General features: G+C 37.8%; 24 protein-coding genes and 2 pseudogenes. 8 read left to right on the plus strand and 18 right to left on the minus strand.

Translation table 11 applies throughout. The features are described from left to right. The first annotated feature begins 231 nt into the window (after positions 1–231). Both H538_RS25150 and H538_RS25155 read left to right on the plus strand, forming a co-directional pair. On the plus strand, positions 232–441 hold the full coding sequence (locus tag H538_RS25150) for a hypothetical protein (protein ID WP_026678519.1): 210 nt from the start codon (positions 232–234) through the stop codon (positions 439–441). Positions 442–484: 43 nt separating this feature from the next. Next, positions 485–727 carry a hypothetical protein gene (locus H538_RS25155; RefSeq protein ID WP_026678520.1) on the plus strand — a complete coding sequence of 81 codons (243 nt, stop codon included), beginning with the start codon at positions 485–487 and terminating at the stop codon, positions 725–727. Between the two features lie 264 nt (positions 728–991). On the opposite strand, the gene H538_RS0116310 is transcribed toward H538_RS25155, so the two are convergent. Continuing rightward, the gene (locus tag H538_RS0116310; RefSeq protein ID WP_026678521.1) at positions 992–1,528 is read right to left on the minus strand and encodes a GNAT family N-acetyltransferase; all 537 of its coding nucleotides are present in this window, start codon (positions 1,526–1,528) and stop codon (positions 992–994) included. 730 nt (positions 1,529–2,258) lie between these two features. Here H538_RS0116310 and H538_RS0116315 point away from each other — a divergent pair. Both H538_RS0116315 and H538_RS25160 read left to right on the plus strand, forming a co-directional pair. Further along, positions 2,259–2,501: a hypothetical protein gene (locus H538_RS0116315; RefSeq protein ID WP_026678522.1), complete on the plus strand. Its 243-nt coding sequence runs from the start codon at positions 2,259–2,261 to the stop codon at positions 2,499–2,501. A 227-nt stretch (positions 2,502–2,728) separates the two neighbouring features. Continuing rightward, positions 2,729–3,391: a coiled-coil domain-containing protein gene (locus H538_RS25160; RefSeq protein ID WP_051291521.1), complete on the plus strand. Its 663-nt coding sequence runs from the start codon at positions 2,729–2,731 to the stop codon at positions 3,389–3,391. Between the two features lie 204 nt (positions 3,392–3,595). On the opposite strand, the gene H538_RS24115 is transcribed toward H538_RS25160, so the two are convergent. The 9 genes and pseudogenes from H538_RS24115 to H538_RS0116365 all read right to left on the minus strand — a co-directional run bounded on the left by H538_RS24115 (position 3,596) and on the right by H538_RS0116365 (position 9,295). After that, positions 3,596–3,868 (minus strand): hypothetical protein, encoded by a 273-nt coding sequence (locus H538_RS24115; protein ID WP_051291522.1) that lies wholly within the window; start codon positions 3,866–3,868, stop codon positions 3,596–3,598. Continuing rightward, a complete protein-coding gene (locus tag H538_RS0116330; RefSeq protein ID WP_026678524.1) occupies positions 3,865–4,470 on the minus strand; it encodes a hypothetical protein in 606 nt (201 codons plus the stop codon). Before H538_RS0116330 ends, H538_RS24115 begins: the two co-directional genes overlap by 4 nt. Positions 4,471–4,877: 407 nt before the next feature. Next, the gene (locus H538_RS0116335) at positions 4,878–5,216 is read right to left on the minus strand and encodes a hypothetical protein (RefSeq protein ID WP_026678525.1); all 339 of its coding nucleotides are present in this window, start codon (positions 5,214–5,216) and stop codon (positions 4,878–4,880) included. Between the two features lie 16 nt (positions 5,217–5,232). Next, a pseudogene (locus tag H538_RS27070) lies at positions 5,233–5,628 on the minus strand (polymorphic toxin type 50 domain-containing protein); the annotation flags it as partial. Positions 5,629–6,073: 445 nt separating this feature from the next. Then, positions 6,074–6,385, minus strand: coding sequence for a hypothetical protein (locus H538_RS0116345; protein ID WP_026678526.1), 312 nt, complete (start codon positions 6,383–6,385; stop codon positions 6,074–6,076). A 109-nt stretch (positions 6,386–6,494) separates the two neighbouring features. Beyond that, on the minus strand, positions 6,495–6,800 hold the full coding sequence (locus H538_RS0116350) for a hypothetical protein (protein ID WP_026678527.1): 306 nt from the start codon (positions 6,798–6,800) through the stop codon (positions 6,495–6,497). Positions 6,801–6,818: 18 nt separating this feature from the next. Next, entirely contained in the window at positions 6,819–8,585 is a 1,767-nt protein-coding gene (locus tag H538_RS25165; RefSeq protein ID WP_051291523.1) for a ribonuclease YeeF family protein, read from the minus strand. A gap of 21 nt (positions 8,586–8,606) precedes the next feature. Continuing rightward, the gene (locus H538_RS0116360; RefSeq protein WP_026678528.1) at positions 8,607–8,873 is read right to left on the minus strand and encodes a DUF5344 family protein; all 267 of its coding nucleotides are present in this window, start codon (positions 8,871–8,873) and stop codon (positions 8,607–8,609) included. Beyond that, positions 8,870–9,295, minus strand: a complete 426-nt coding sequence (locus tag H538_RS0116365) for a YwqH-like family protein (protein ID WP_026678529.1) — start codon at positions 9,293–9,295, stop codon at positions 8,870–8,872. Before H538_RS0116365 ends, H538_RS0116360 begins: the two co-directional genes overlap by 4 nt. 276 nt (positions 9,296–9,571) lie before the next feature. On the opposite strand from H538_RS0116365, the gene H538_RS0116370 reads away from it, so the two are divergent. After that, positions 9,572–10,903: a TIGR00366 family protein gene (locus H538_RS0116370; RefSeq protein ID WP_026678530.1), complete on the plus strand. Its 1,332-nt coding sequence runs from the start codon at positions 9,572–9,574 to the stop codon at positions 10,901–10,903. A gap of 337 nt (positions 10,904–11,240) precedes the next feature. Here the strand turns inward: H538_RS0116370 and H538_RS26200 are convergent, their stop codons facing one another. Both H538_RS26200 and H538_RS26765 read right to left on the minus strand, forming a co-directional pair. Beyond that, a complete protein-coding gene (locus H538_RS26200; RefSeq protein ID WP_154658000.1) occupies positions 11,241–11,399 on the minus strand; it encodes a hypothetical protein in 159 nt (52 codons plus the stop codon). Positions 11,400–11,708: 309 nt separating this feature from the next. Beyond that, positions 11,709–11,952 (minus strand): annotated as a pseudogene (locus tag H538_RS26765) (recombinase family protein); the annotation flags it as partial. Between the two features lie 99 nt (positions 11,953–12,051). Here H538_RS26765 and H538_RS0116385 point away from each other — a divergent pair. Beyond that, positions 12,052–12,468, plus strand: a complete 417-nt coding sequence (locus tag H538_RS0116385) for a VOC family protein (RefSeq protein WP_026678532.1) — start codon at positions 12,052–12,054, stop codon at positions 12,466–12,468. Between the two features lie 702 nt (positions 12,469–13,170). Here the strand turns inward: H538_RS0116385 and H538_RS0116390 are convergent. Further along, positions 13,171–14,064 (minus strand): DMT family transporter, encoded by an 894-nt coding sequence (locus H538_RS0116390; protein WP_026678533.1) that lies wholly within the window; start codon positions 14,062–14,064, stop codon positions 13,171–13,173. 523 nt (positions 14,065–14,587) lie between these two features. On the opposite strand from H538_RS0116390, the gene H538_RS26770 reads away from it, so the two are divergent. Continuing rightward, complete coding sequence (locus tag H538_RS26770) at positions 14,588–14,677, plus strand: TIGR00366 family protein (protein WP_154658001.1); 90 nt, start codon at positions 14,588–14,590, stop codon at positions 14,675–14,677. Positions 14,678–14,722: 45 nt separating this feature from the next. Then, complete coding sequence (locus H538_RS26775; protein WP_245595256.1) at positions 14,723–14,887, plus strand: TIGR00366 family protein; 165 nt, start codon at positions 14,723–14,725, stop codon at positions 14,885–14,887. Between the two features lie 41 nt (positions 14,888–14,928). Here H538_RS26775 and H538_RS0116405 read toward each other — a convergent pair whose 3' ends face one another. The 5 genes from H538_RS0116405 to H538_RS25170 form a co-directional block, all read right to left on the minus strand. After that, on the minus strand, positions 14,929–15,936 hold the full coding sequence (locus tag H538_RS0116405; RefSeq protein ID WP_026678534.1) for a uracil-DNA glycosylase family protein: 1,008 nt from the start codon (positions 15,934–15,936) through the stop codon (positions 14,929–14,931). Positions 15,937–16,528: 592 nt separating this feature from the next. After that, the gene (locus tag H538_RS26980; RefSeq protein WP_154658002.1) at positions 16,529–16,696 is read right to left on the minus strand and encodes an Imm50 family immunity protein; all 168 of its coding nucleotides are present in this window, start codon (positions 16,694–16,696) and stop codon (positions 16,529–16,531) included. Positions 16,697–16,812: 116 nt separating this feature from the next. Beyond that, complete coding sequence (locus H538_RS0116420; RefSeq protein ID WP_026678535.1) at positions 16,813–17,247, minus strand: hypothetical protein; 435 nt, start codon at positions 17,245–17,247, stop codon at positions 16,813–16,815. Positions 17,248–17,516: 269 nt separating this feature from the next. Continuing rightward, complete coding sequence (locus H538_RS0116425) at positions 17,517–17,852, minus strand: hypothetical protein (RefSeq protein ID WP_026678536.1); 336 nt, start codon at positions 17,850–17,852, stop codon at positions 17,517–17,519. Positions 17,853–17,870: 18 nt separating this feature from the next. Beyond that, the gene (locus tag H538_RS25170; RefSeq protein WP_322786415.1) at positions 17,871–19,010 is read right to left on the minus strand and encodes an EndoU domain-containing protein; all 1,140 of its coding nucleotides are present in this window, start codon (positions 19,008–19,010) and stop codon (positions 17,871–17,873) included. Between the last annotated feature and the right edge of the window lie 104 nt (positions 19,011–19,114).

A 19,114-nucleotide genomic window follows, 5' to 3' on the forward strand; every position in this document is an offset into this window, starting at 1 on the left:
ACAGTTACAGGATTAAACACAGGAGCACCATTTTCGCAGAAAAAAGTGTTCAATCTTAATTAGCAAAAAGTGTTCAAAACTACTTGACGGTTACAACGGCCTCGTGAATATGGAGGCAGCAACAGTTTAAGCAATTTAATACCGATCCCCAGAGAAAAGCATCAATTAATAACAGGATGGTTTAATGGGTATTAAATTTCAATGTAAGTGCATCTGAAGGAGTGATTGAAATTGTCATCCAATCTTGTTGAAGAAATTTTGAATGGTCTAAAGGAACGATTGGACAAGAATAATCAGCTACTTGTTCAGGCAAATAAAGGATACTGTTATACAGCTACATTTACTTTTAATGACCCGGCAACCATTGAAGAGATCGATCAATTTGCCAAAAATACGGGTTGGGTTATCCCATTGGATTACAGATTTCTTATTGCTTCATAATGGGGCTAATCTGTTTGAGGGCGAATATGAAGGGGGTATTGAATTGTTTAAGATTGGAGAAATTTTATCACATCACTCTGATATGATGCCTAATGATTCATATCCTATTGGTTATTATCCAGATGTGGGCTGCATAATGGTAGATAGCAAACGATGCAAAAAAGGTGAAAAAAACTACCTATGGCTGTTCGGTATTGATCGAATGGATTTGAAATGTGATTTTAAAACATGGCTTGATCGAATGATCATGGCTCAGGGAAATAACTATTGGGAATGGTTTAGATAACACCATTAAAAAGAAGAGCGAAATGCTCTTTTTTTGCTGTAAGCTGAAGAGAATTTAACGCTCCTTGCATATAACTGTTGAATGACAATAAAGTTGTTTAATTGTTTATCAAGACCTAAATCGTAAAAAGTCATAAAAAATAAAGAGCGAAACCTATTAGTCATGTATAATATGTTTCACTCCTTTTACTTTTTGTTCCACAATCGCGCCCATTAATGGAATAAAAATTATAATTAATTGGATCTGCAAATCGATTACGTAATCTTATCTTTTGAGTTTATTTAAGTCAGATTTTAGCATTCCGAATACAATACTATCCGTCCACTCACCTTTATTCCAAAAGTCTTGTATAAAGTGAGCTTCTTTTCTCATTCCCACTCTTCTACATAATTTTTGTGATGCTATATTTCGTGCATCTAAATTCGCCTGGATACGATGAACTTTTACAACTTCAAATAAATAATTTATTAGCGCACTAACAGCCTCTGTCGCATATCCTTTTCCAGACACAGCTTTTGAAAATGTATAGCCAATTTCAACGGTATCTTTCATATCTGTGTACCGCACAGATAGATCGCCAATTACTTTAGAGTTCAATAAAACCGCTAAGCTCAACGCATTATCTTTTGTTAATTGATTATTTTTTAATTTCTTTTCAATTTCACTTTCTTTAATTTCATCTGTCCATTTGTCATGCAAAAGAAATTGGCACGTTGAATCATCCTTATAAATTTCATAAACATCATTCAAATGATGTTTCTCAAAAGGTTTAATCAGTAGCCGGTCTGTTTCAATTTTCATAAAAAGAATCATTCCTTTCGGCTGCGCTCAAGGCACAAAAATTTAATGAAAGAGAAACTAGTCTCCTCCCCATGCAATTTTTCCAAGTCCACTTTTACAGTAGGCTTATTTTGTTATGCCCATTTTTTACTTGCGACGTGTATTTCCGTTCTTTCAAACTATCACTTCCTTAAGATAAATATATCTTAATTTTTTCACTCTTTGTAACTATACATTTAAGTTTAGCACAGTCGCTATAAGAGGTCACCATATCAAAATGGAAAAAATACACGTTTAGACATGTAGTTGCCACATTTTTAACCGACTACCTTCACGTTAAAAGACATTTGTTCAGAAAATCATCTATTTAGTTACAATGGCATCCCTGGCTTGACTGGTACTCCCCCTTGTCAGAGGGTTTAAAATTTCCGATCCTCCATAATGGACCCGTTTGTTGAACAAATAGGAAACGAGGTGCTCTTAGATTTTTTATAAACCTCTGCATAAGCAAATTTTAGTTTCTCACGTCGTTCTTTATTTTCTTCATCCAATTTCTTAATTTTTCGTTTTAGTTCAAGCAAATGAAGGATACTGTTATACAGCTACATTTACTTTTAATGACCCGGCAACCATTGAAGAGATCGATCAATTTGCCAAAAATACGGGTTGGGTTATCCCATTGGATTACAGATTTCTTACTGCTACATAATGGGGCTAATCTGTTGAGAGCGAATATGAAGAGGTTATTGAATTGTTTAAGATTGGAGAAATTTTATCACATCACTCTGATATGATGCCTAATGATTCATATCCTATTGGTTATTATCCAGATTTGGGCTGCATAATGGTAAATAGCAAACGATGCAAAAAAGGTGAAAAAAACTACCTATGGCTGTTCGGTATTGATCGAATGGATTTGAAATGTGATTTTAAAACATGGCTTGATCGAATGATCATGGCTCAGGGAAATACTATTGGAAAATGGTTTAGATAACACAATTAAAATCGAAATGCTCTTCTTTTGCTGTTTAAAGAACAAGGGTTAATAAAGGCTGTTCGTTATCATTAACTATAATTTATAAATGCAATGTCATTTATATGAACCGTTAATTAAAGGATCGATTCCAGAATTAATTGTAGTAAAGAATTAATTAAGCCATTACAAAAAACTGTTATTCTGGTAAAATATTCATTGCATACAATTTAAAAGGGGGTATCAGGATGAGTGATTTAAAGTTGGCAAAACATAAGAAAAAGATATTAGGTCTGAAAATCGGTATTCCAGTAGTAATGGTGGTGTTAATTTTAACATCATTCTGGATAGGGAATAACTCGGCGAGTACTAAATTAGAAGGAGAAAAGGTTAAGTATGTTGATTTAGTGAAGAAATATGATGATCTTGAAAAGAAAGTTAAATCTAAAAATAAGGTTTTGAAAGAAACTGATTCAAAATTAGATGATACAATAAATAATTTGAATGATATTAAAGATGATTATGATGAGGCTCAGCATGTAATTTCCCAAAAAGATAAAGCACAAGAAGAGTTAGATAATCTTAAAACAGAAATAAAGGATAAAAAGTCAGAATTGTCGAAGCTTAAAAATGAGTTGGCAGCATTAGAAGGAAAAGTTCAAGAAACAAAAGAAAAACCTAAGGTACTAAGTGCAGGAAGGTTTTCTGTGAACAAGGACTTACCAGAGGGACGGTATAAAGCGGTTGCCAACGGTGGCAATGGTAATTTCATTGTTTACGATGCTTACGGTGAATTAAAAGTAAATACTATTCTAGGCTCATCTTATGGCGAAAGGGAGTATGTATATGAGGCTGTAGAAGGAGATCAAATACAATTAGAAACATCAGTGAAGTTTATTCCAATTAAGTAATAACATTAATGAATGGCTACAGCTTACGGGTTCTGTAGCCATTTTCATAATCTACAATTATTTGATGCTTACTTAAAGACCACAATGTCCAGCTCTCTTTCTTGAAGGACACTCATTATTTTGAGCATATTGTAATAGAATATGACGGTTCCATTAAAAAGTGATATCATTTTATATCCAATTTGACTAGAATATCAACAAAGTTTATTCATACCCGTGTTCTTTTTTAAACTCTTCAACCTTTTTTACCCACATGACAATTAAGTCCCTTAATTCTTGAGTACTTATCTCATATGTCGGAAAAGTATCAAAGTCATCGTACAAACCTTCGAATAAGTCTTCAACTAATGTTTTATCCTTTCGAATTTCTATTGAGCATCGATTACCATTAAACTCTTCATAGTCGCTTTCTCCTGAAAGCACTTTATCGATATATTTCAATATAGAGTCAGTAATTTGTGTTGCTTCTGTGTTCAAAAACTCATCCAAACTCGCTCATATTGTACTTTTGTTTTAACTAACGAATCACGAATTGACTTTCCAAATTCTGTTTCAAAAAACTCTTTCATATTAGAAACAGTTTTTGTTTTTATCCTCTTGCTGTTTTCTTTAGAATCTCCATTAATATTAGAGGTAATTTTAAGCCACAAATCCTTCAATGTAACCTTCACTGGTATTTTATGGCCTTCAGGGGTTACCGCATAAACTTTAAAACCAATGTTCCCAATCGCATCCAGCGTCTTTCTCATTTCCGTTTTAGTGGCTTTCAGCATATCATCGTAACTCTTTGTGACAATTTGGCGGATATACGCCGGACTCAACACGTTGAAAACCGATTGCAATTTCGGATGAACGGCATTGAAAGCCTTTGTTATCTTGCCTTTTCTCTTTGCCTTCAGTACGTTTGGCACCTTTGGCATTTTCGAGAGCTTCAGCGTTTTGGTGACTTTATCGGCTCCTTTCGTTCCTAAAAAAGAAAGGCCGACTTGGACAACGACATTCCCTACCCAATGGGCTCTACTTTTTGCATTCCCGTTTACGATCTCTTTGTTCCATGAATCTACAAAACTGTCTTTCATTGCCCCTAGCGTTCGTTTCGGATGTCAAATCGCGGATGCCATGTCTTCAATGGTTCGAATGGGATGTTTCACGGTATGAACAACACCATCTACTGTATCATTTATGGCATCCCATCCTCCTGTTACCAGACCTACTGTTGAATTACTTGTAACGTCCCAGGCATCACCCGCAACGTTCGCCGCACTATTCCACGCACCTTCAGGTCTGCTGCTTTGTCCCAGAAGCCTTGTTTTTCTTCCGTATCATTGACTTCAACAAGTCCTTCAGATTCCCAAAAATCTACTCCTTGAAGGTCTCGATTCTCACACTAAACATTTTTCTTTTGCTTTACGCAAATATTAGCTGACTTAATATAATTTAAAAACCTTGAAAGGCAATTTAGCCCAACAAGGTAAAGTAACGTTTTTTATTTTTGGCTATTCCTTTTCCATACACATTGTCCGTCAGTTAAAAAAACTGCGCTTGGCGGATCATCATAAAGTGAAATTTCAATTAATGAACCTTTTTCTTGTATTAACCAATTATATAGACTACTTTTTTCACTAGTAGGATGTGCTAAAATATCATTTACTTGAAATGTAACAGCATAATATTCGGTATAATTTTCATCATCGTCATCCAACCCATTGTCTGTTTCAAAGAGTGTGTCTGGTTCACCAATAATCTTTAATCCACTATCCCACTCTACTATCAAGTTACTATCTTTATGGTCTTTTAACACTTTTATTAAAGGATCATATTCCATTTATATCCTCCTCTTTTTACTTCTTTAATGGTTCTGAAGGCACTATATGCGCTCCGTCTTTTCCGTAATGAATTATTCCTCTAGTAGTTTCAATGTATTCACCAGTATCACGATCATAGTATTTTCCAATTGGTTTACCAAAATCTACTCTTTCTTTTTTACCGTTTGGTAGTAGTTGACCTTTCCCTGCAAACTTATCAAGCAATTCTTGTGCTTTTTTATTATCGCCATAGAAAATACTCTTGTTTTTTCCATTTGCTATCTCTTGTTTGTAATTTAGAGTATTAGGAATATGTTTCTCTTGAGCACCTGGCTTTACTTTAACTGGGAATCCATTAACTTCTCGGTAAGGTCCTATAGGTATTGACTTCTTTCCATAAGAAGGTACGACCTTCCCTGTACCCTTATTTACACTTGTAATTTTATGCCACAAATCTTTAAAGTTCACATTTTCTACTATTTTTATGCCTTCAATGGTAACGGCAACAGTTCTAAATCCGATTGTAATGTTCCCAATCGCATCCAGTGTATTTCTCATCCTCGTTTTTGCGGCTCTTAACATATCGTCATACGTTTTTTCAACAACTTTACGGATATACGCCGGACTCAACACGTTGAAAACCGATTGCAATTTCGGATGAACGGCATTGAAAGCTTTTGTTAGCTGCCCTTTTCTCTTTACCTTCAGTACGTTTGGCACCTTTGGCATTTTCGAGAGCTTCAGCGTTTTGGTGACTTTATCGGCTCCTTTTGTGCCAAAAATAGAAAGGGCCACCTGGGTTGCCGCATTTCCGATCCAGTGGGCGCGGCTCTTCGCATCGCCATTAATCATCTCTTTGTTCCATGAATCTACAAAACTATCTTTCATTGCCCCTACACCCGATACTGCTCCGGCTACCGAATTTTTTTATGTCCCATCCATTGCTTACAACATTCGTCGCATCCCAGGTATCACCTGCAATTTCTACTGCCTCATCCCAGGGGTTTTCCACAGCGTCTGCAGCTTTAATCCACGTCTCTTCAGCAACATCAGTCGTCTTATTCCATGCACCTTCTGCTGCATCTGTCACGCCTTCCCATGCGTTATCCTCCTTTCGCTGTTGTTCTTTCAGCTGTGAAAGCTGTGATTGTTGTGATGAATTGATCTGTAAGGTCGTGTTGATGTCCATTTTGGACCGCTTTGATATAGCTGCTGAACCGATAATCCTTTAACTCGATGCCTTATTAAAAAAACCCTAAAAGAGGATAACCCACTTTCAAGGCTTCTTATAAATTGGACTAGACGTTATTGATATTGTCTTTATATACTTTTAAAATTTTTGTGTTTAAATCACTAATTTCTGAAAAATGCCACTCAAACGTCGTTAAAATTCTATGAAGTTCAAATAACATTTCCTCTACCTTATCAACATCATCATTACTTACTGAATTAAAGTTGTTTAATAACACATCTAGATCACTAGTTAATTTTCTAAAGTCCTCCAAATTCTCATACTGTTCATCTAAATCTTCCTTTGTAACAATATTAATTTTTGAATTAAGTTTATTTAGTATGTCCAATATTCCCATTAACATTTTATCCATTTAAAATCCCCCATTTTTTTATTTCCACCCCTTAACTACACGTCCTAATGCTTTCTTAGTCTTATCGGGGTTTAAAGTACCATCTAAATTCAAAACGTATTTCACATTTCCCGTTTTATCAATTACTTCTAAATGGTCTTTGTGTAACGCGTCAAGGTAAATTCCATAGCCTTTTTTCAGATATTGATTATCCGTTTTCTTTTCCACTTTGTAAATGGATTGTCCATCATATTTCACTTTTGATTTTGATAGGGAATTACGTATTGATTTTCCAAATTCCATTTCGAAAAACTCATTCATATTTGAAATAGATTTTACAAAACTCCTGTTTCCACTAGTAATTTTAAGCCACAAATCCTTTAAGGTCACCTTTACTGGTATTTTGTGGCCTTCAGGGGTTACCGCATAAACCTTAAAACCGATGTTTCCTATCGCATCTAGCGTATTTCTCATCCTCGTTTTTGCGGCTCTTAACATATCGTCATACGTTTTTTCAACAACTTTACGGATATACGCCGGACTCAACACGTTGAAAACCGATTGCAGTTTCGGATGAACGGCATTGAAAGCTTTTGTTAGCTGCCCTTTTCTCTTTACCTTCAGTACGTTTGGCACCTTTGGCATTTTCGAGAGCTTCAGCGTTTTGGTGACTTTATCGGCTCCTTTTGTGCCAAAAATAGAAAGGGCCACCTGGGTTGCCGCATTTCCGATCCAGTGGGCGCGGCTCTTCACATCTCCATTGATCATCTCTTTGTTCCATGAATCGACGACGCTGTCTTTGATTGCTCCTATAGTTTTGAGAGGATGCAAGGCTGCGGTTTTCAAATTTTCAGCTGTCTGAAGCGGATGCTTGACGGTTCCAACGATGCCATCTACTGTGTCTTCCAGTCCATCCCACACGCCCGTTGCCACGCCGACTGCCGAATTTTTTGTGATGTCCCATCCTTCACTTACAACATCCGTCACTGTATCCCAGGTGTCATCTGCCATATCTGCTGTCGCGTCCCACGCACCTTCAGCCAGGTCTGCTGCTTTGTCCCAGAAGCCTTGTTCTTCTTCCGTATTATTGACTTCAACTAGACCCTCGGACTTCCCTTCCACTTTCCCAACAATCGTTCCACGCAATAGATTGAAGGCGGAGGATGGTGTTGTTTGTTCCATCGAAAAAATGGAGAAGGTCGAGACGTCCAGTTCGCCGCTTTGACAGAGCGAGTCCATTTGTTTAGTGTAATTGTCTAATAATTGAAGGTCTTCTTCAACTGTTTTTAACGAATTCATCTGTTGTTGGTCAAAGTGATAAAGTTGTTCCAGCGTCCGGGTGATTTTCTTTTTTGCCTGATTCACATAATGATGAAACTCATCATCGTCAAGAAGCGGCAAATCAATTATGTCACTGACTTTGCGAATGGCGTCGTTCGCTTCTTCTACAATTCCAGTTGTCGTTCTTTCAAGTTTCTTGAGCCCATTTTTCAGCTCATACTCCAAAAAGCTTTCCTTAATATAGCCATCTTCCGCAGGTTCGAATGCTTGAAGCTGTTTTTTCATCGTATGTAAAACATCCTGGAAGTTCGTGATGAACGTATCATAATAGCGCAAAAATGGCAGATGACATTCTTCATAAAAGGATCGGATCGAATCTCCCGCTTTGCCCGTCCATGATTGGCGAAGAGAGACGATTGCACGGACTTTCATTTGAATCGCCTTCATTTGTTCTTGTTTCGCTTTCAATTGGGCGATCATCTCATCGATTCCGGCATGGAGGGCTTTTGCGTCCAACGTTTTCATCGTTTCACCCTTTCGTTTGCGTTATTTCATAAATGAAGCTACGGACTGATCGACCTTTTTAAAGCTTTCCATCGCCTGGCGTGAAGCTTTTTCATTGTTGGCCAACAATCGTTGATAGGTTTTTTCCAATTCGGACAGCTTTCTGAAAAGTTCATTTAATTTTTTCGCACAGTCGAGTCCCTCCGTGAGGGAAGGAATGGGAGAATGGGCAAAAGCTTCAGTGGCTGTTTTTAAATCGGCCAGCGCCTCCCCGACATCCCCATAAACGACTTTAATTTCGTTGCTCATGAATGACGCTCCTTTCGCTGTTGTTCTTTCAGCTCTGACAGCTGTGATTGTTGGGATGAAATGGTTTGTAAGGTCAAGTGAATGTCCGTTTGAACCACTTCGATGTGATGTTTCAATTGTTCGAGTGCTTGATCAAGCTGGACGTTCAGAAGATCGCGGTAATTTGATTGCACGTTTTTCTCACGGATCGCCTCAAAGCTCTCGGCAATATTTCCGCACCATGTCTTTGACCCGAGTTCGGGTTTCAGACATAAATTATCGTTCTGTTCAAAATCCTTCTCGCACTCCGTCAGTTTTTTCTGACAGGCAAGTAGCCGCTTCAGCTCTTCTTGCTTCTTCTGAACGTGGACGTTCGCCGACTGCAAGGAAACGTTTAGCTTAGCGATCTCCGTAGAAAGTGGAGCTACCGGCTCAAGTCTCATAACATCACCTTCCTACTGGAATTCTCTAATATTTATTTTAAAGCGAATTCAAATTTTGCCTAGTACTATCTTTTTCTAGTACCTTTTGGTCATCGACATTTTCTTTCATCATCCTATCATAAAGGGTGTACCATTTTTAGCCTGCCTATCGTCTTTTTTAAGCGAGTTATACCGCAACGGAATATATTCAAAATTTATTTAATTTTATGTATAATTGAATTGCCGCTCTTTAGTTTACATAGGTTCCCGTAAAAATTACCATTAAAGGAGGTTCATATGAAAGCGCTATCAAACTTTTTCACTTCTCTTGTCCAGCGATTTTTGCCTGATCCGTTTGTGTTTGCCTTAATACTTACGTTAATTTTGTTTCTGTCTGGCATTCTATTTACATCCCATGGTCCGATAGAAATGGTTCAGTTCTGGGGCAGCGGGTTTTGGAATCTTCTCGCATTTGCCATGCAAATGAGTCTGGTTATCGTGACGGGCCACGCCCTTGCCAGCTCGCCGCTCGTAAAAAAGTGGCTGCGGCGGATTGCCGGTCTTGCGAAAACGCCCGCACAGGGAGTCATTCTCGTTACGCTCGGAGCGGGGATTGCCTGCTTTATTAACTGGGGATTTGGACTCATTGTTGGCGCTTTGTTTGCGAAGGAAGTGGCCAAACGGGTGACCGGATCGGATTACCGATTTCTAATCGCCTGCGCGTACATCGGTTTTCTCACATGGCATGGCGGGCTTTCCGGTTCTATTCCGCTTGTCGCGGCGACACCCGACAATCCGATGGAGAAAACGGCTGGATTAATTCCGCTTTCGAAAACGATTTTTGCCGATTATAACATTTTCATCACCGTTGCCTTGCTTGTCATTTTACCGATTATGACAAGGTGGATGATGCCGACGGGAAAAGATGTCGTCGGAATTGACCCGGCCCTGTTGGAAGAGGATGAAAAGGCCGCCTCGCTTGAGACGAACTTTGCGACGGCACCGAAAACATTTGCGGTCCGCATGGAAAACAGCCGCATTCTTACGATTATTATTGCGCTGCTCGGCTACTCTTACCTCGTTTACTACTTTGTGACGAAGGGCTTTAATATTGACATTAATACGGTGAACCTGCTCTTTTTCACAACCGGCTTGCTTTTGCATGGGACGCCGTTGTCGTATATGAACGCTGTCGCGAATGCCGCTAAAGGAACAGCTGGGATTCTCATTCAATTCCCTTTTTATGCGGGGATTCAGGGGATGATGGAGCTGTCCGGGTTAGGCGGGAAAATTACCAATGCGTTCATCTCGATCTCAACGCCGGATACGTTCCCCTTCTTAACCTTTCTTAGCTCCGGTCTCGTCAACTTCTTCGTTCCATCCGGTGGCGGCCACTGGGTTGTGCAGGGTCCGTTCATTATGCCCGCCGCCCATCAGCTTGGCGTCGATCCCGGCATTGCGGCAATGGCCATCGCCTACGGTGAAGCGTGGATGAACATGGCCCAGCCATTCTGGGCGCTGCCCGCCCTCGCCATCGCCGGACTCGGAGCGAGGGATATTATGGGGTATTGCGTGACAACGCTATTCGTCTCAGGGATAATTTTCACACTTGGTTTGACGTTATTTTAATGATGAGTATAAAAAACGAAAGCGAAGCCGCTTTCGTTTTTTTAAATATGCATCGTTATTTTCTCCCAATCTTTCAGTTGGTCTGCAAACTTCCGATTCACTTCGCAATGATAGACAGGGAACACTTTTATCCTTCTTCAATGATGATTGGTTCTTTGCTTTCCACCGCTTGTTTAAAAGGGGTTGGCTTCAAGCCGTACGATTTTAAAAATCCTGATACGTTCTTGCGCCTAATACTTGAATAAGCTGATTTAAAAACAATTCCGTGCTATTCGTGAGCCACGATGTTTTTAGTTTGGCGGATCATCCTTCACTTTCCATACACAGCACCAATCAACTAGTCTCGCCTTTCTCTTTCCTCGATTATAAGGTAGGCACAGACTAAAATACCCGCAAGCCCGGTAGCCCACGACTCGCTTTCAAATCCTGTGAACAGGGGAAGAATATTATTCGTAAGAAAAACAAGCATAGCCACATAAATTAGTAGTTTATTCATCATTTTTACTCCTTTCAAAATTATTGACGGCTTGGTATTGTCACAAAATGATCCATTTTTCCCAATTCCACTTACTTCAAATTGAAGATAATGGAGGTCTAACGTAATTTAATGGACTTTGAAGCATTTAAAGGTCAATACCGAAGCGATTACTGATGTTGAGGATAGCTGGAATCAAGTATGTCAAATTCTTTTTAATACATAATTTTCAACTGTTCTTTTTATCAAAAAACCTTTTCCAGGCTTAGTGACAGGGTTCCTGATATAGACCGCAAAGTAAATTTGAAGAAATAATACATAAAGCGAGCCCTATTTTTTTATTTCTTCAAGCTTTCTTCCGTTGACTGATCTATATAAGGAACCTTGAGATATTCTAGTTGCTGAGACTATCTCCTTTATAGAATATTCTTCACTATTATACATCCTTAACGCAACAGCAAGCTTTTCTTTATCCAACTTGGGTCTACCTAATGTTTTCCCACGTCATTTACTTGCTTCAACCCCTTCCTTTACTCTCAGCAATAAGGTTTCTTTCTAATTCAGCAATCGGGCCATTTACTTGAATAAGAGAAGGGATTAATCGTAAGTAAATCGAAGTTAATTAGAAGATGTGATTTAGTTATGCCACTCAACATTAAGGAGGAAATCGATTATGAGCGACATACAGACATTACGAGGACTCACCACAGTTAGTTTTTGGACAGATGATCTAGCAGCAGCAAAGAACTGGTACTCCGAGCTATTGGGTATCGAACCCTATTTCGAACGTCCAGGATATGCCGAGTTTCGCCTCGGCGATTACCAGCACGAACTGGGCCTGATCGATAGTAGATACGCCCCCGGTGGTTCATCGACCGGCCCGGCCGGTGCTGTAGTGTACTGGCATGTCGATGATGTAACAGCAACTTTCAAGCAGTTGCTGTCAATGGGAGCGAAAGAGTACGAGGCACCCACAGAGCGTGGCGAGGGGTTTATCACTGCTTCCGTGGTTGATCCCTTTGGGAACATCCTGGGCATTATGTACAATCAGCACTATTTGGAGGTTCTGGGTTCGACCAGAAAAGCGTGACCCTAGCCGCAGTTCACCGAGGATTAGAAAGTTGCACTGTGGGGTACAGCAATTATTGGTGCATTGGCTGTTTCGGTCTGATGTTATGTTACCCTCTGTTCGGTATTCAACTACTATTCTAGAGACAAAAAACACAAGAAAAGTGAAAAGGTAAAAAGGGTTCACGAGGTAATATTAGTAATGGACGATTCCAGATAGGGCGCATTCTTAAATAACGCAATTCTCTAAGATACCTGCAATTCTACATTAGACCTTAGTAAAGAAAATTCCTTTTTTTGTAACTCTTAGAGGCCATTAACACCTTTAATTCATGGTGTTAACCTGGTCTCTAATCTTTATTATCTGAGATTAAAGTTTGTTTATGTGATTGTCGATAGGGTTTGAACAATCTCTTTTTCAATAGCAGAATCATCAACTTTTCCAAGGCTAGAGCAAACGAATACCGTAAATCCTCGTTTTGGGTATGTTCGGCTTGGCGAGCTGCCCATACCTGCCTAAATCCGGAAAGCAAGGGAAAAAACATTAATCATGTTATTCAAGATAAGGGGCATTTTCTTGAACAAAAGTTTTAGTTTAGAAGAAGTTTGAAGAATTGTACTGAAATTAAAAAAGCATTAGTGAAAAAAGATATTAATAAAGTCTAATTATTTTAGATAACATAAAATAAGAGCAGTGGTGAAAAATGACCCACTGCTCTTATCACTATTTCGATAAAATTTTTGTACTCTGTTTTGATAATCTAATAAATTTAGTTTCACTAACAAATGTAGAGCCCAAAAGGAGTGCTCCACCTAGCATTTGAATAATAGTCATTTGTTCTTGTAAGATTACCCCAGAAATCAGTATAGCTACAAATGGATCCACATAGCTTAGCATAGCAATACTCTGTCCCTTTAAGTTTTGCATACCCGAAAAAAATAACCAAAATCCAATACCAGTGTTAACAATCCCTAATAGTATTATAAAGGGAATGGAAGATCTTGATACTCCCAAGATACTGAATCCCTCAGTAAAAAGCACATATGGTAGAAGAAGTAAAGCAGTTGTTCCAAGTTGGATGATTGTAATCTCTAACTTGGCCATGTTTTGAATAAATTTATTCAATAACATTAATGCAGCATAAAATGCAGCTGCAACTAGCCCAAACAAGATCCCAAGTAGATCCCCTTTTCCAGATGAACTTATGCCATTTCCAACAATCAATATCATATCTACTATCGCTACACCAATACAAACAATCTTTTTGATCGATAATTTTTCTTTAAGGATCATTGGTGAGAGAATCATGACAACCACAGGCGCAAAGTAATACACTAATGTTGCGTTAGTGACGGTTGTATAATTGTATGATTGATACAGGAAAATCCAATTCCCTCCTAATGCAATGCCTGAGAGAAATAAGACGAAAGCATTAGCTTTCACTAATTTCCACGGAATGGATTTTTTCATCACTAAAAATACGAACATTAGAAATAGACATCCGATTGAACTACTAAGTAAAGCTGTTTCACTCGAAGATAAATCAATGTATCTTACAATTAAACCAATTGTACCGAAAATAATCATTGATAATATAAACTGAATGTTAGATTTCATCGCCTACTCCTTCGAATCTGCGAAACAGCTTATATTTCGCAGATTCTTAATCTGTTGTAAATATAAGCTTGTTTAAAGGAGTAACCGGTGGTGGTGGTGATGTTGAAACGGGCTTTCTAACGTATGGATTTATATATGATAATGGCATAATAGGCCTCCTATTGTGTTGAATTTTTATTCAAACAAACATTTATATCAATTATACAGTACAATATTATTTTTTGAATTGGATATTTTTATAAATAGTGTTTTTATTAAACTTCTGGGAAAGTACATTCTTAGGGAGGTTTGTAGCTTCTTCTTCAACGAAAGGTGGTCTTGATTGAAGTTCAGTTTTAACTGTGGTTCAATTAATCAATTATTTTAAGTCCCTTTTTCATCACAGTTGCCTTGATCGTCGTTTTACCGATCATGACAGGGGATAATGCCGGCTGGAATTGACCTAGCGTTTTTGGAAGAGGATGAAAAGACCGCATTTCTTTAGACGAACTTTGCAACGGCACAGAAACCATTTGCGGTCCGTATGGAAAACAGCCGCATTCTTACGATCATTATTGCGCTTGGCTACTCTTACCTTGTTTACTACTTTGTGACGAAGGGATTTAATCTATGACATTAATACGGTGAACCTGTTACATCCGGTGGCTTCCACTGGGTCGTGCAAGGTCCGCTTAATATGCAGGCCGCCCATCAGCTTGGCGTCGATCCCGGTATTGCGGCAATGGCCATCGAAGGACTCGGAGTGAGGGATATTATGGGGTATTGCGTAACGACGTTGTTAGTTTCCGGTGTTATTTTTACGCTTGGTTTGACGTTGTTTTAATGATGAGTATAAAAAACGAAAGCGAAGCCGCTTTCGTTTTTTTAAATATGCTTCTTTATTTTCTCCCAATCTTTCAGTTGGTCTGCAAACTTCCGATTCACTTCCCCTAACCTGCCGCAATGATAGACAGGGAACACTTTTATTTTTTCTTCAATGATGATTGGTTCTTTGCTTTCCACCGCTTGTTTAAAAGGGGTTGGCTTCATGCCATACGATTTTAAAAATGCCTGATACGTTCTTGCGCCTAATAGAATAATAATTTCGGGTTCTACAACTTGAATAAGCTGTTTTAAAAACAATTCCGTGCAATTCGTTAGCCACGATGTTTTTAGTTTGGCGGATAATCCCCCATTTTTCATACAGAGCACCATGTTTGTGAAAAACAAATGATTATTTTCGGGTGACAGCCCTATGGATTGAAGGAGTTTGACTAAATTTTTATTCGTGTGTCCACCGGGATTGACTTCTCCCTTTTGTTTTACAAACGTTTCTTCATCACCCCAGTCTTGCCCAACGACCATCACTTTCGCATCGAGGCTGCCCTTCCAGGTTGTCCACGGTCCGATTTCGTTTGAATCAAACTCCCCATTGTTGATGATTGACGGGTTGTTAAGACCTGAACATTGACTGCAGCTTTTTCTTTTTAATACCAATTCCCGATACTTATTTTCTTTTTCCTTCTTATCCCCTCGTTCAAAATAAAAATCCCTCTGACAAAGCTCGTTTTGTCCATAGAGCCTGATGTGGTCTATTCGAAGTAATTCTGGAAATCCTTCTAGTGAAGCTCGTTCATGAACAATACGAACCGTTTCATGTTTGTCAAGATCGGAAGGGTCGTCGGCGCCAACGGTAATGATAAGCTCATGATTTTGAAATTTCGTTTCTAAAAAAGAAAGAACGGGTGTCACTTCATTTGGATGTCGCCGGTCAAGGCAGTCGTCTTTATCGATTCCTTCACTCAGAAAATCCAGCTCTCCGTAATCCTCTTTGTTTTCAACTTCAATTCCTTTGATATGGCGCTCTAATTCATCTTTCGAAAGCTTTTTCACGTCGAATTCTCCTCCATTTTCTTTTCGCAAACAAGCTGCTTCGTTTGACAGCCTTTGTTTTTTTACACAAGCTTCCTGTTTGCCGCAGATTAGTGCATGGCGTAAGCGGTGTTTTTCTTGACTTTGCATTAATTTGTAATTAAGGAAATAAAAAAATTTGCATATTTTGGAAATCGGTATTCTGTTTCGTATTATTAAGGTGTACTATATTTAGTACACCTTAATTCACTATCTATTTACAACTTGAGCATAGTTCAAAATATTTTTTAATTCCTTTGTTTCAATTAAACATTCCTCATCAAATTCACTAAAATTATCTACAACTTTTGTAAAATCCTTCTTTATTTCTAATGTACAATTGTTTCCGGTACATTTTTCATATCTTAAATCCCTGTTTAACACTTTACATATTAACTCTAACCATGGATCCGCATCAGAACACTGAATATCACCAAAAGTATTTACACAGGAAAAATTTCTTCATGAACACTTACTCTAAATTACCCGACACAGGTTTAATATTAATTTTATATTTCATCTATTTACACCCATTAAAAAAATTGGATAGGCTGTAATAACTTTTACTATCTATCTAATTGCATTTGGATTTTATGTTTTCTTTTGTCATCAATCTGATAAAAAGAGTCGGACCATCTCTCCTAAGTTGGATATCTACTAATTCCGAGTCTTTAAACAATGGTATTTTTCCAAAAATGTGAGTTAACACCTGAGGATTTAAAAACTTAGGCTGCTGAATCATTTCTCCATATTATCTTTCATATACACTGAAATTAGCGAATCATCGTAGAGAGAAATTTCAATTAAAGAACTCTCTTTTTTTAACCAATTATATACCCTGCTCTCGTTATAAATCACTTAATTATTTTTATTTTTTGTAAAATCACATTCACCAATATGAATTTCATAATTTTTTTCTTCAGAAAAAATTTGTACAATATTTCCCGTAGACTTATTAGCTATTATAAAATCATGAAACTTCGATTTTTCCCAAAGCTCTTCAATTCCTTTAGTAAAATTTAATACCCTAACATTTGCCCAAATAGGACGTGGACAATTTGGAACCAGTATTATCCATTCCTTTTTTTCTTTAAGAAAAGCTAATGAATTTTCAAACCAAGATATATAGCTGTTTTTATTATCTCCAATAGGTTTAATATATGTTGGTTTAGAATCAATCTGACGAAATTGTTTCAATGGACCTTCAAATAAATTCAACCAGAGTGAATCATCGTCTTCAAATTCAATAAGTTCTAAATATGAAAATTGATTGATTATTTTTTTGGCACTCATCAATGCTAATTTTTTTGTATTTTTTCATTTTGATATGACATTACAATTACCTCTTTATTCGTTGTAATAAATGTGATGATCCCTATTTGGAGCAAAAATATTATCTCCAACTTGCCATTGTCGCGAAGGTTGTTGCGATCTAGTGTCCTTCAAGATAAAAAAGGACTGGGAGAGCTTCAACCGAGTCCACATTTTTTGTATTCTAATCCTCAAAGGCCAATTCATTTGATTAGTTTATCCCCAAAAAATCTTCCTATTGCTTCATCCATTCAATCTTTACACTCTTCTACAATTTTTTTCCTCCATATTAACATCAACTCTAAAAATTCCTCAGTTTCTATTGTATTTTCAAAAGGTTCATCAATTCGATAATGGTGTTCAGCCATTGTCACATCTTTCTTTATATTTACACTGGTAGCATTCAATGTAATTTCAAAGTCTTCGTATCCCCCTTCTAAAACTTTCTTAACGTATCCTATATACTCATCCACTTCTTCTTCTGTTGAAATATCTTCAATAAAATCCGAGAAAATACTTATTTTTTCCGGTAGTACTATCCTTGTAATACCATATGGATCTTTCTTAAATTCATATGAATATCTCATAATTTATCACCTTCTATGCTATTTATTATATAATGGATAGGCTGTAGCTATTGAACCGTCCTTATTTAAGTACATTTCTATTTTTATTCCTGATGAAGTTTTACCTAAATATTTATTAGAACCTATCTGTTTTTTATTTTGATAGGCTTCATCAATAGCTTTTAACACATCAACACGATTCCATTCTTTTGGAAAGAAACTCGATTTCGCTACTTTTTCAACCCCATCAATTTCAACTTTTGCCTTATAAATCCCATTTTTATCAGGCACATTCTCAGTCCCTGGAATAATCTTTCCACCCATCATACTCTCATGATGATATCCAACTGCTTTACCACGTTTATTAATTTCCCCATGATAAATGTGTTTCATTGTACCAATATTATATTTACCCGCACCCTCAGTATACTCCTTCACCAACTTCTTTTCGACACCCGTAATCGCTTTTTTCCCGAGTTTTGTAACGCCTTTTTTTACAAGAGTTGCAGGAAATGCGGCATACCCCGCCCATTCTAAAGGAGTGCCTTCAAATGGGGAATCAAGAAAACGCACGTCTCCTTTTGGCTCTATGTTAGGAATTTCATTAACAATTTTATATCTTATATTGAAGTTTTCATCTTGATATTCCCGTACGATCATCCCATTGGCGTAAATGTGGTACTCACCATCGTATTCACTATCTTCTACAGCGACATGGATGGTTTTAATTCGACTACTTTCAAGCGATTCGAATTCTTCTTCCGTCAATGTATTACTTTGTACTATGTACGATGCCACCTCTAATTGCTCGTCCGCATCCGGGCGTCTATACTTGTTTTCGTAAGGATTTGTATTCTGGGCAAGGTCTCCTATTAAGTCATTATAGCTTTCGTATGATGTGATTTGTTTTACCGAGTAATTTGAAAGATTCACTTCACCACTTTTGATGGCTGTGCCGATCTGGTTGATATAGTTTGCCATCAGGGCGAGGTCGTGTTCTACCGTTTCCAGCGCGGCGGTTTGCGCTTTATCAAAGGCGTGAAGTTGTTCAATTGTATGATTGCTGTATCGTTTCGCTTGTCTGATGCTTTCGACCAAATGAGTTTCATCTAGATCGGGCAGGTCTATAATGTCCCGAACTTTTTTCATCGCCCTGTTTGCTTCATGAACAATCCCGATGGCCGTTGTGAGGCCGCTGAAAAACTAAGGTGTTTTTTTAATTCATTCTTTACATAAGAAAAAAAGCCGATTTTTTTACTAATTTTAATGTAAAAAAGTCGGCT

Source organism: Fictibacillus gelatini DSM 15865, assembly GCF_000430745.1.
Lineage (GTDB): Bacteria > Bacillota > Bacilli > Bacillales > Fictibacillaceae > Fictibacillus_A > Fictibacillus_A gelatini.

Coding starts and splice junctions, on each gene's coding strand:
- H538_RS25165 (WP_051291523.1), bottom strand. CDS start 8,585: ATGAAAACGTTGGACGCAAAAGCCCTCCATGCCGGAATCGATGAGATG.
- H538_RS0116345 (WP_026678526.1), bottom strand. CDS start 6,385: ATGGACATCAACACGACCTTACAGATCAATTCATCACAACAATCACAG.
- H538_RS0116360 (WP_026678528.1), bottom strand. CDS start 8,873: ATGAGCAACGAAATTAAAGTCGTTTATGGGGATGTCGGGGAGGCGCTG.
- H538_RS0116390 (WP_026678533.1), bottom strand. CDS start 14,064: ATGAAATCTAACATTCAGTTTATATTATCAATGATTATTTTCGGTACA.
- H538_RS0116370 (WP_026678530.1), top strand. CDS start 9,572: ATGAAAGCGCTATCAAACTTTTTCACTTCTCTTGTCCAGCGATTTTTG.
- H538_RS0116365 (WP_026678529.1), bottom strand. CDS start 9,295: ATGAGACTTGAGCCGGTAGCTCCACTTTCTACGGAGATCGCTAAGCTA.
- H538_RS26980 (WP_154658002.1), bottom strand. CDS start 16,696: ATGATTCAGCAGCCTAAGTTTTTAAATCCTCAGGTGTTAACTCACATT.
- H538_RS0116350 (WP_026678527.1), bottom strand. CDS start 6,800: ATGGATAAAATGTTAATGGGAATATTGGACATACTAAATAAACTTAAT.
- H538_RS0116330 (WP_026678524.1), bottom strand. CDS start 4,470: ATGAAAGACAGTTTTGTAGATTCATGGAACAAAGAGATCGTAAACGGG.
- H538_RS0116420 (WP_026678535.1), bottom strand. CDS start 17,247: ATGAGTGCCAAAAAAATAATCAATCAATTTTCATATTTAGAACTTATT.
- H538_RS0116385 (WP_026678532.1), top strand. CDS start 12,052: ATGAGCGACATACAGACATTACGAGGACTCACCACAGTTAGTTTTTGG.
- H538_RS0116425 (WP_026678536.1), bottom strand. CDS start 17,852: ATGAGATATTCATATGAATTTAAGAAAGATCCATATGGTATTACAAGG.
- H538_RS0116310 (WP_026678521.1), bottom strand. CDS start 1,528: ATGAAAATTGAAACAGACCGGCTACTGATTAAACCTTTTGAGAAACAT.
- H538_RS26200 (WP_154658000.1), bottom strand. CDS start 11,399: ATGAATAAACTACTAATTTATGTGGCTATGCTTGTTTTTCTTACGAAT.
- H538_RS25160 (WP_051291521.1), top strand. CDS start 2,729: ATGAGTGATTTAAAGTTGGCAAAACATAAGAAAAAGATATTAGGTCTG.
- H538_RS26770 (WP_154658001.1), top strand. CDS start 14,588: ATGGAAAACAGCCGCATTCTTACGATCATTATTGCGCTTGGCTACTCT.
- H538_RS0116335 (WP_026678525.1), bottom strand. CDS start 5,216: ATGGAATATGATCCTTTAATAAAAGTGTTAAAAGACCATAAAGATAGT.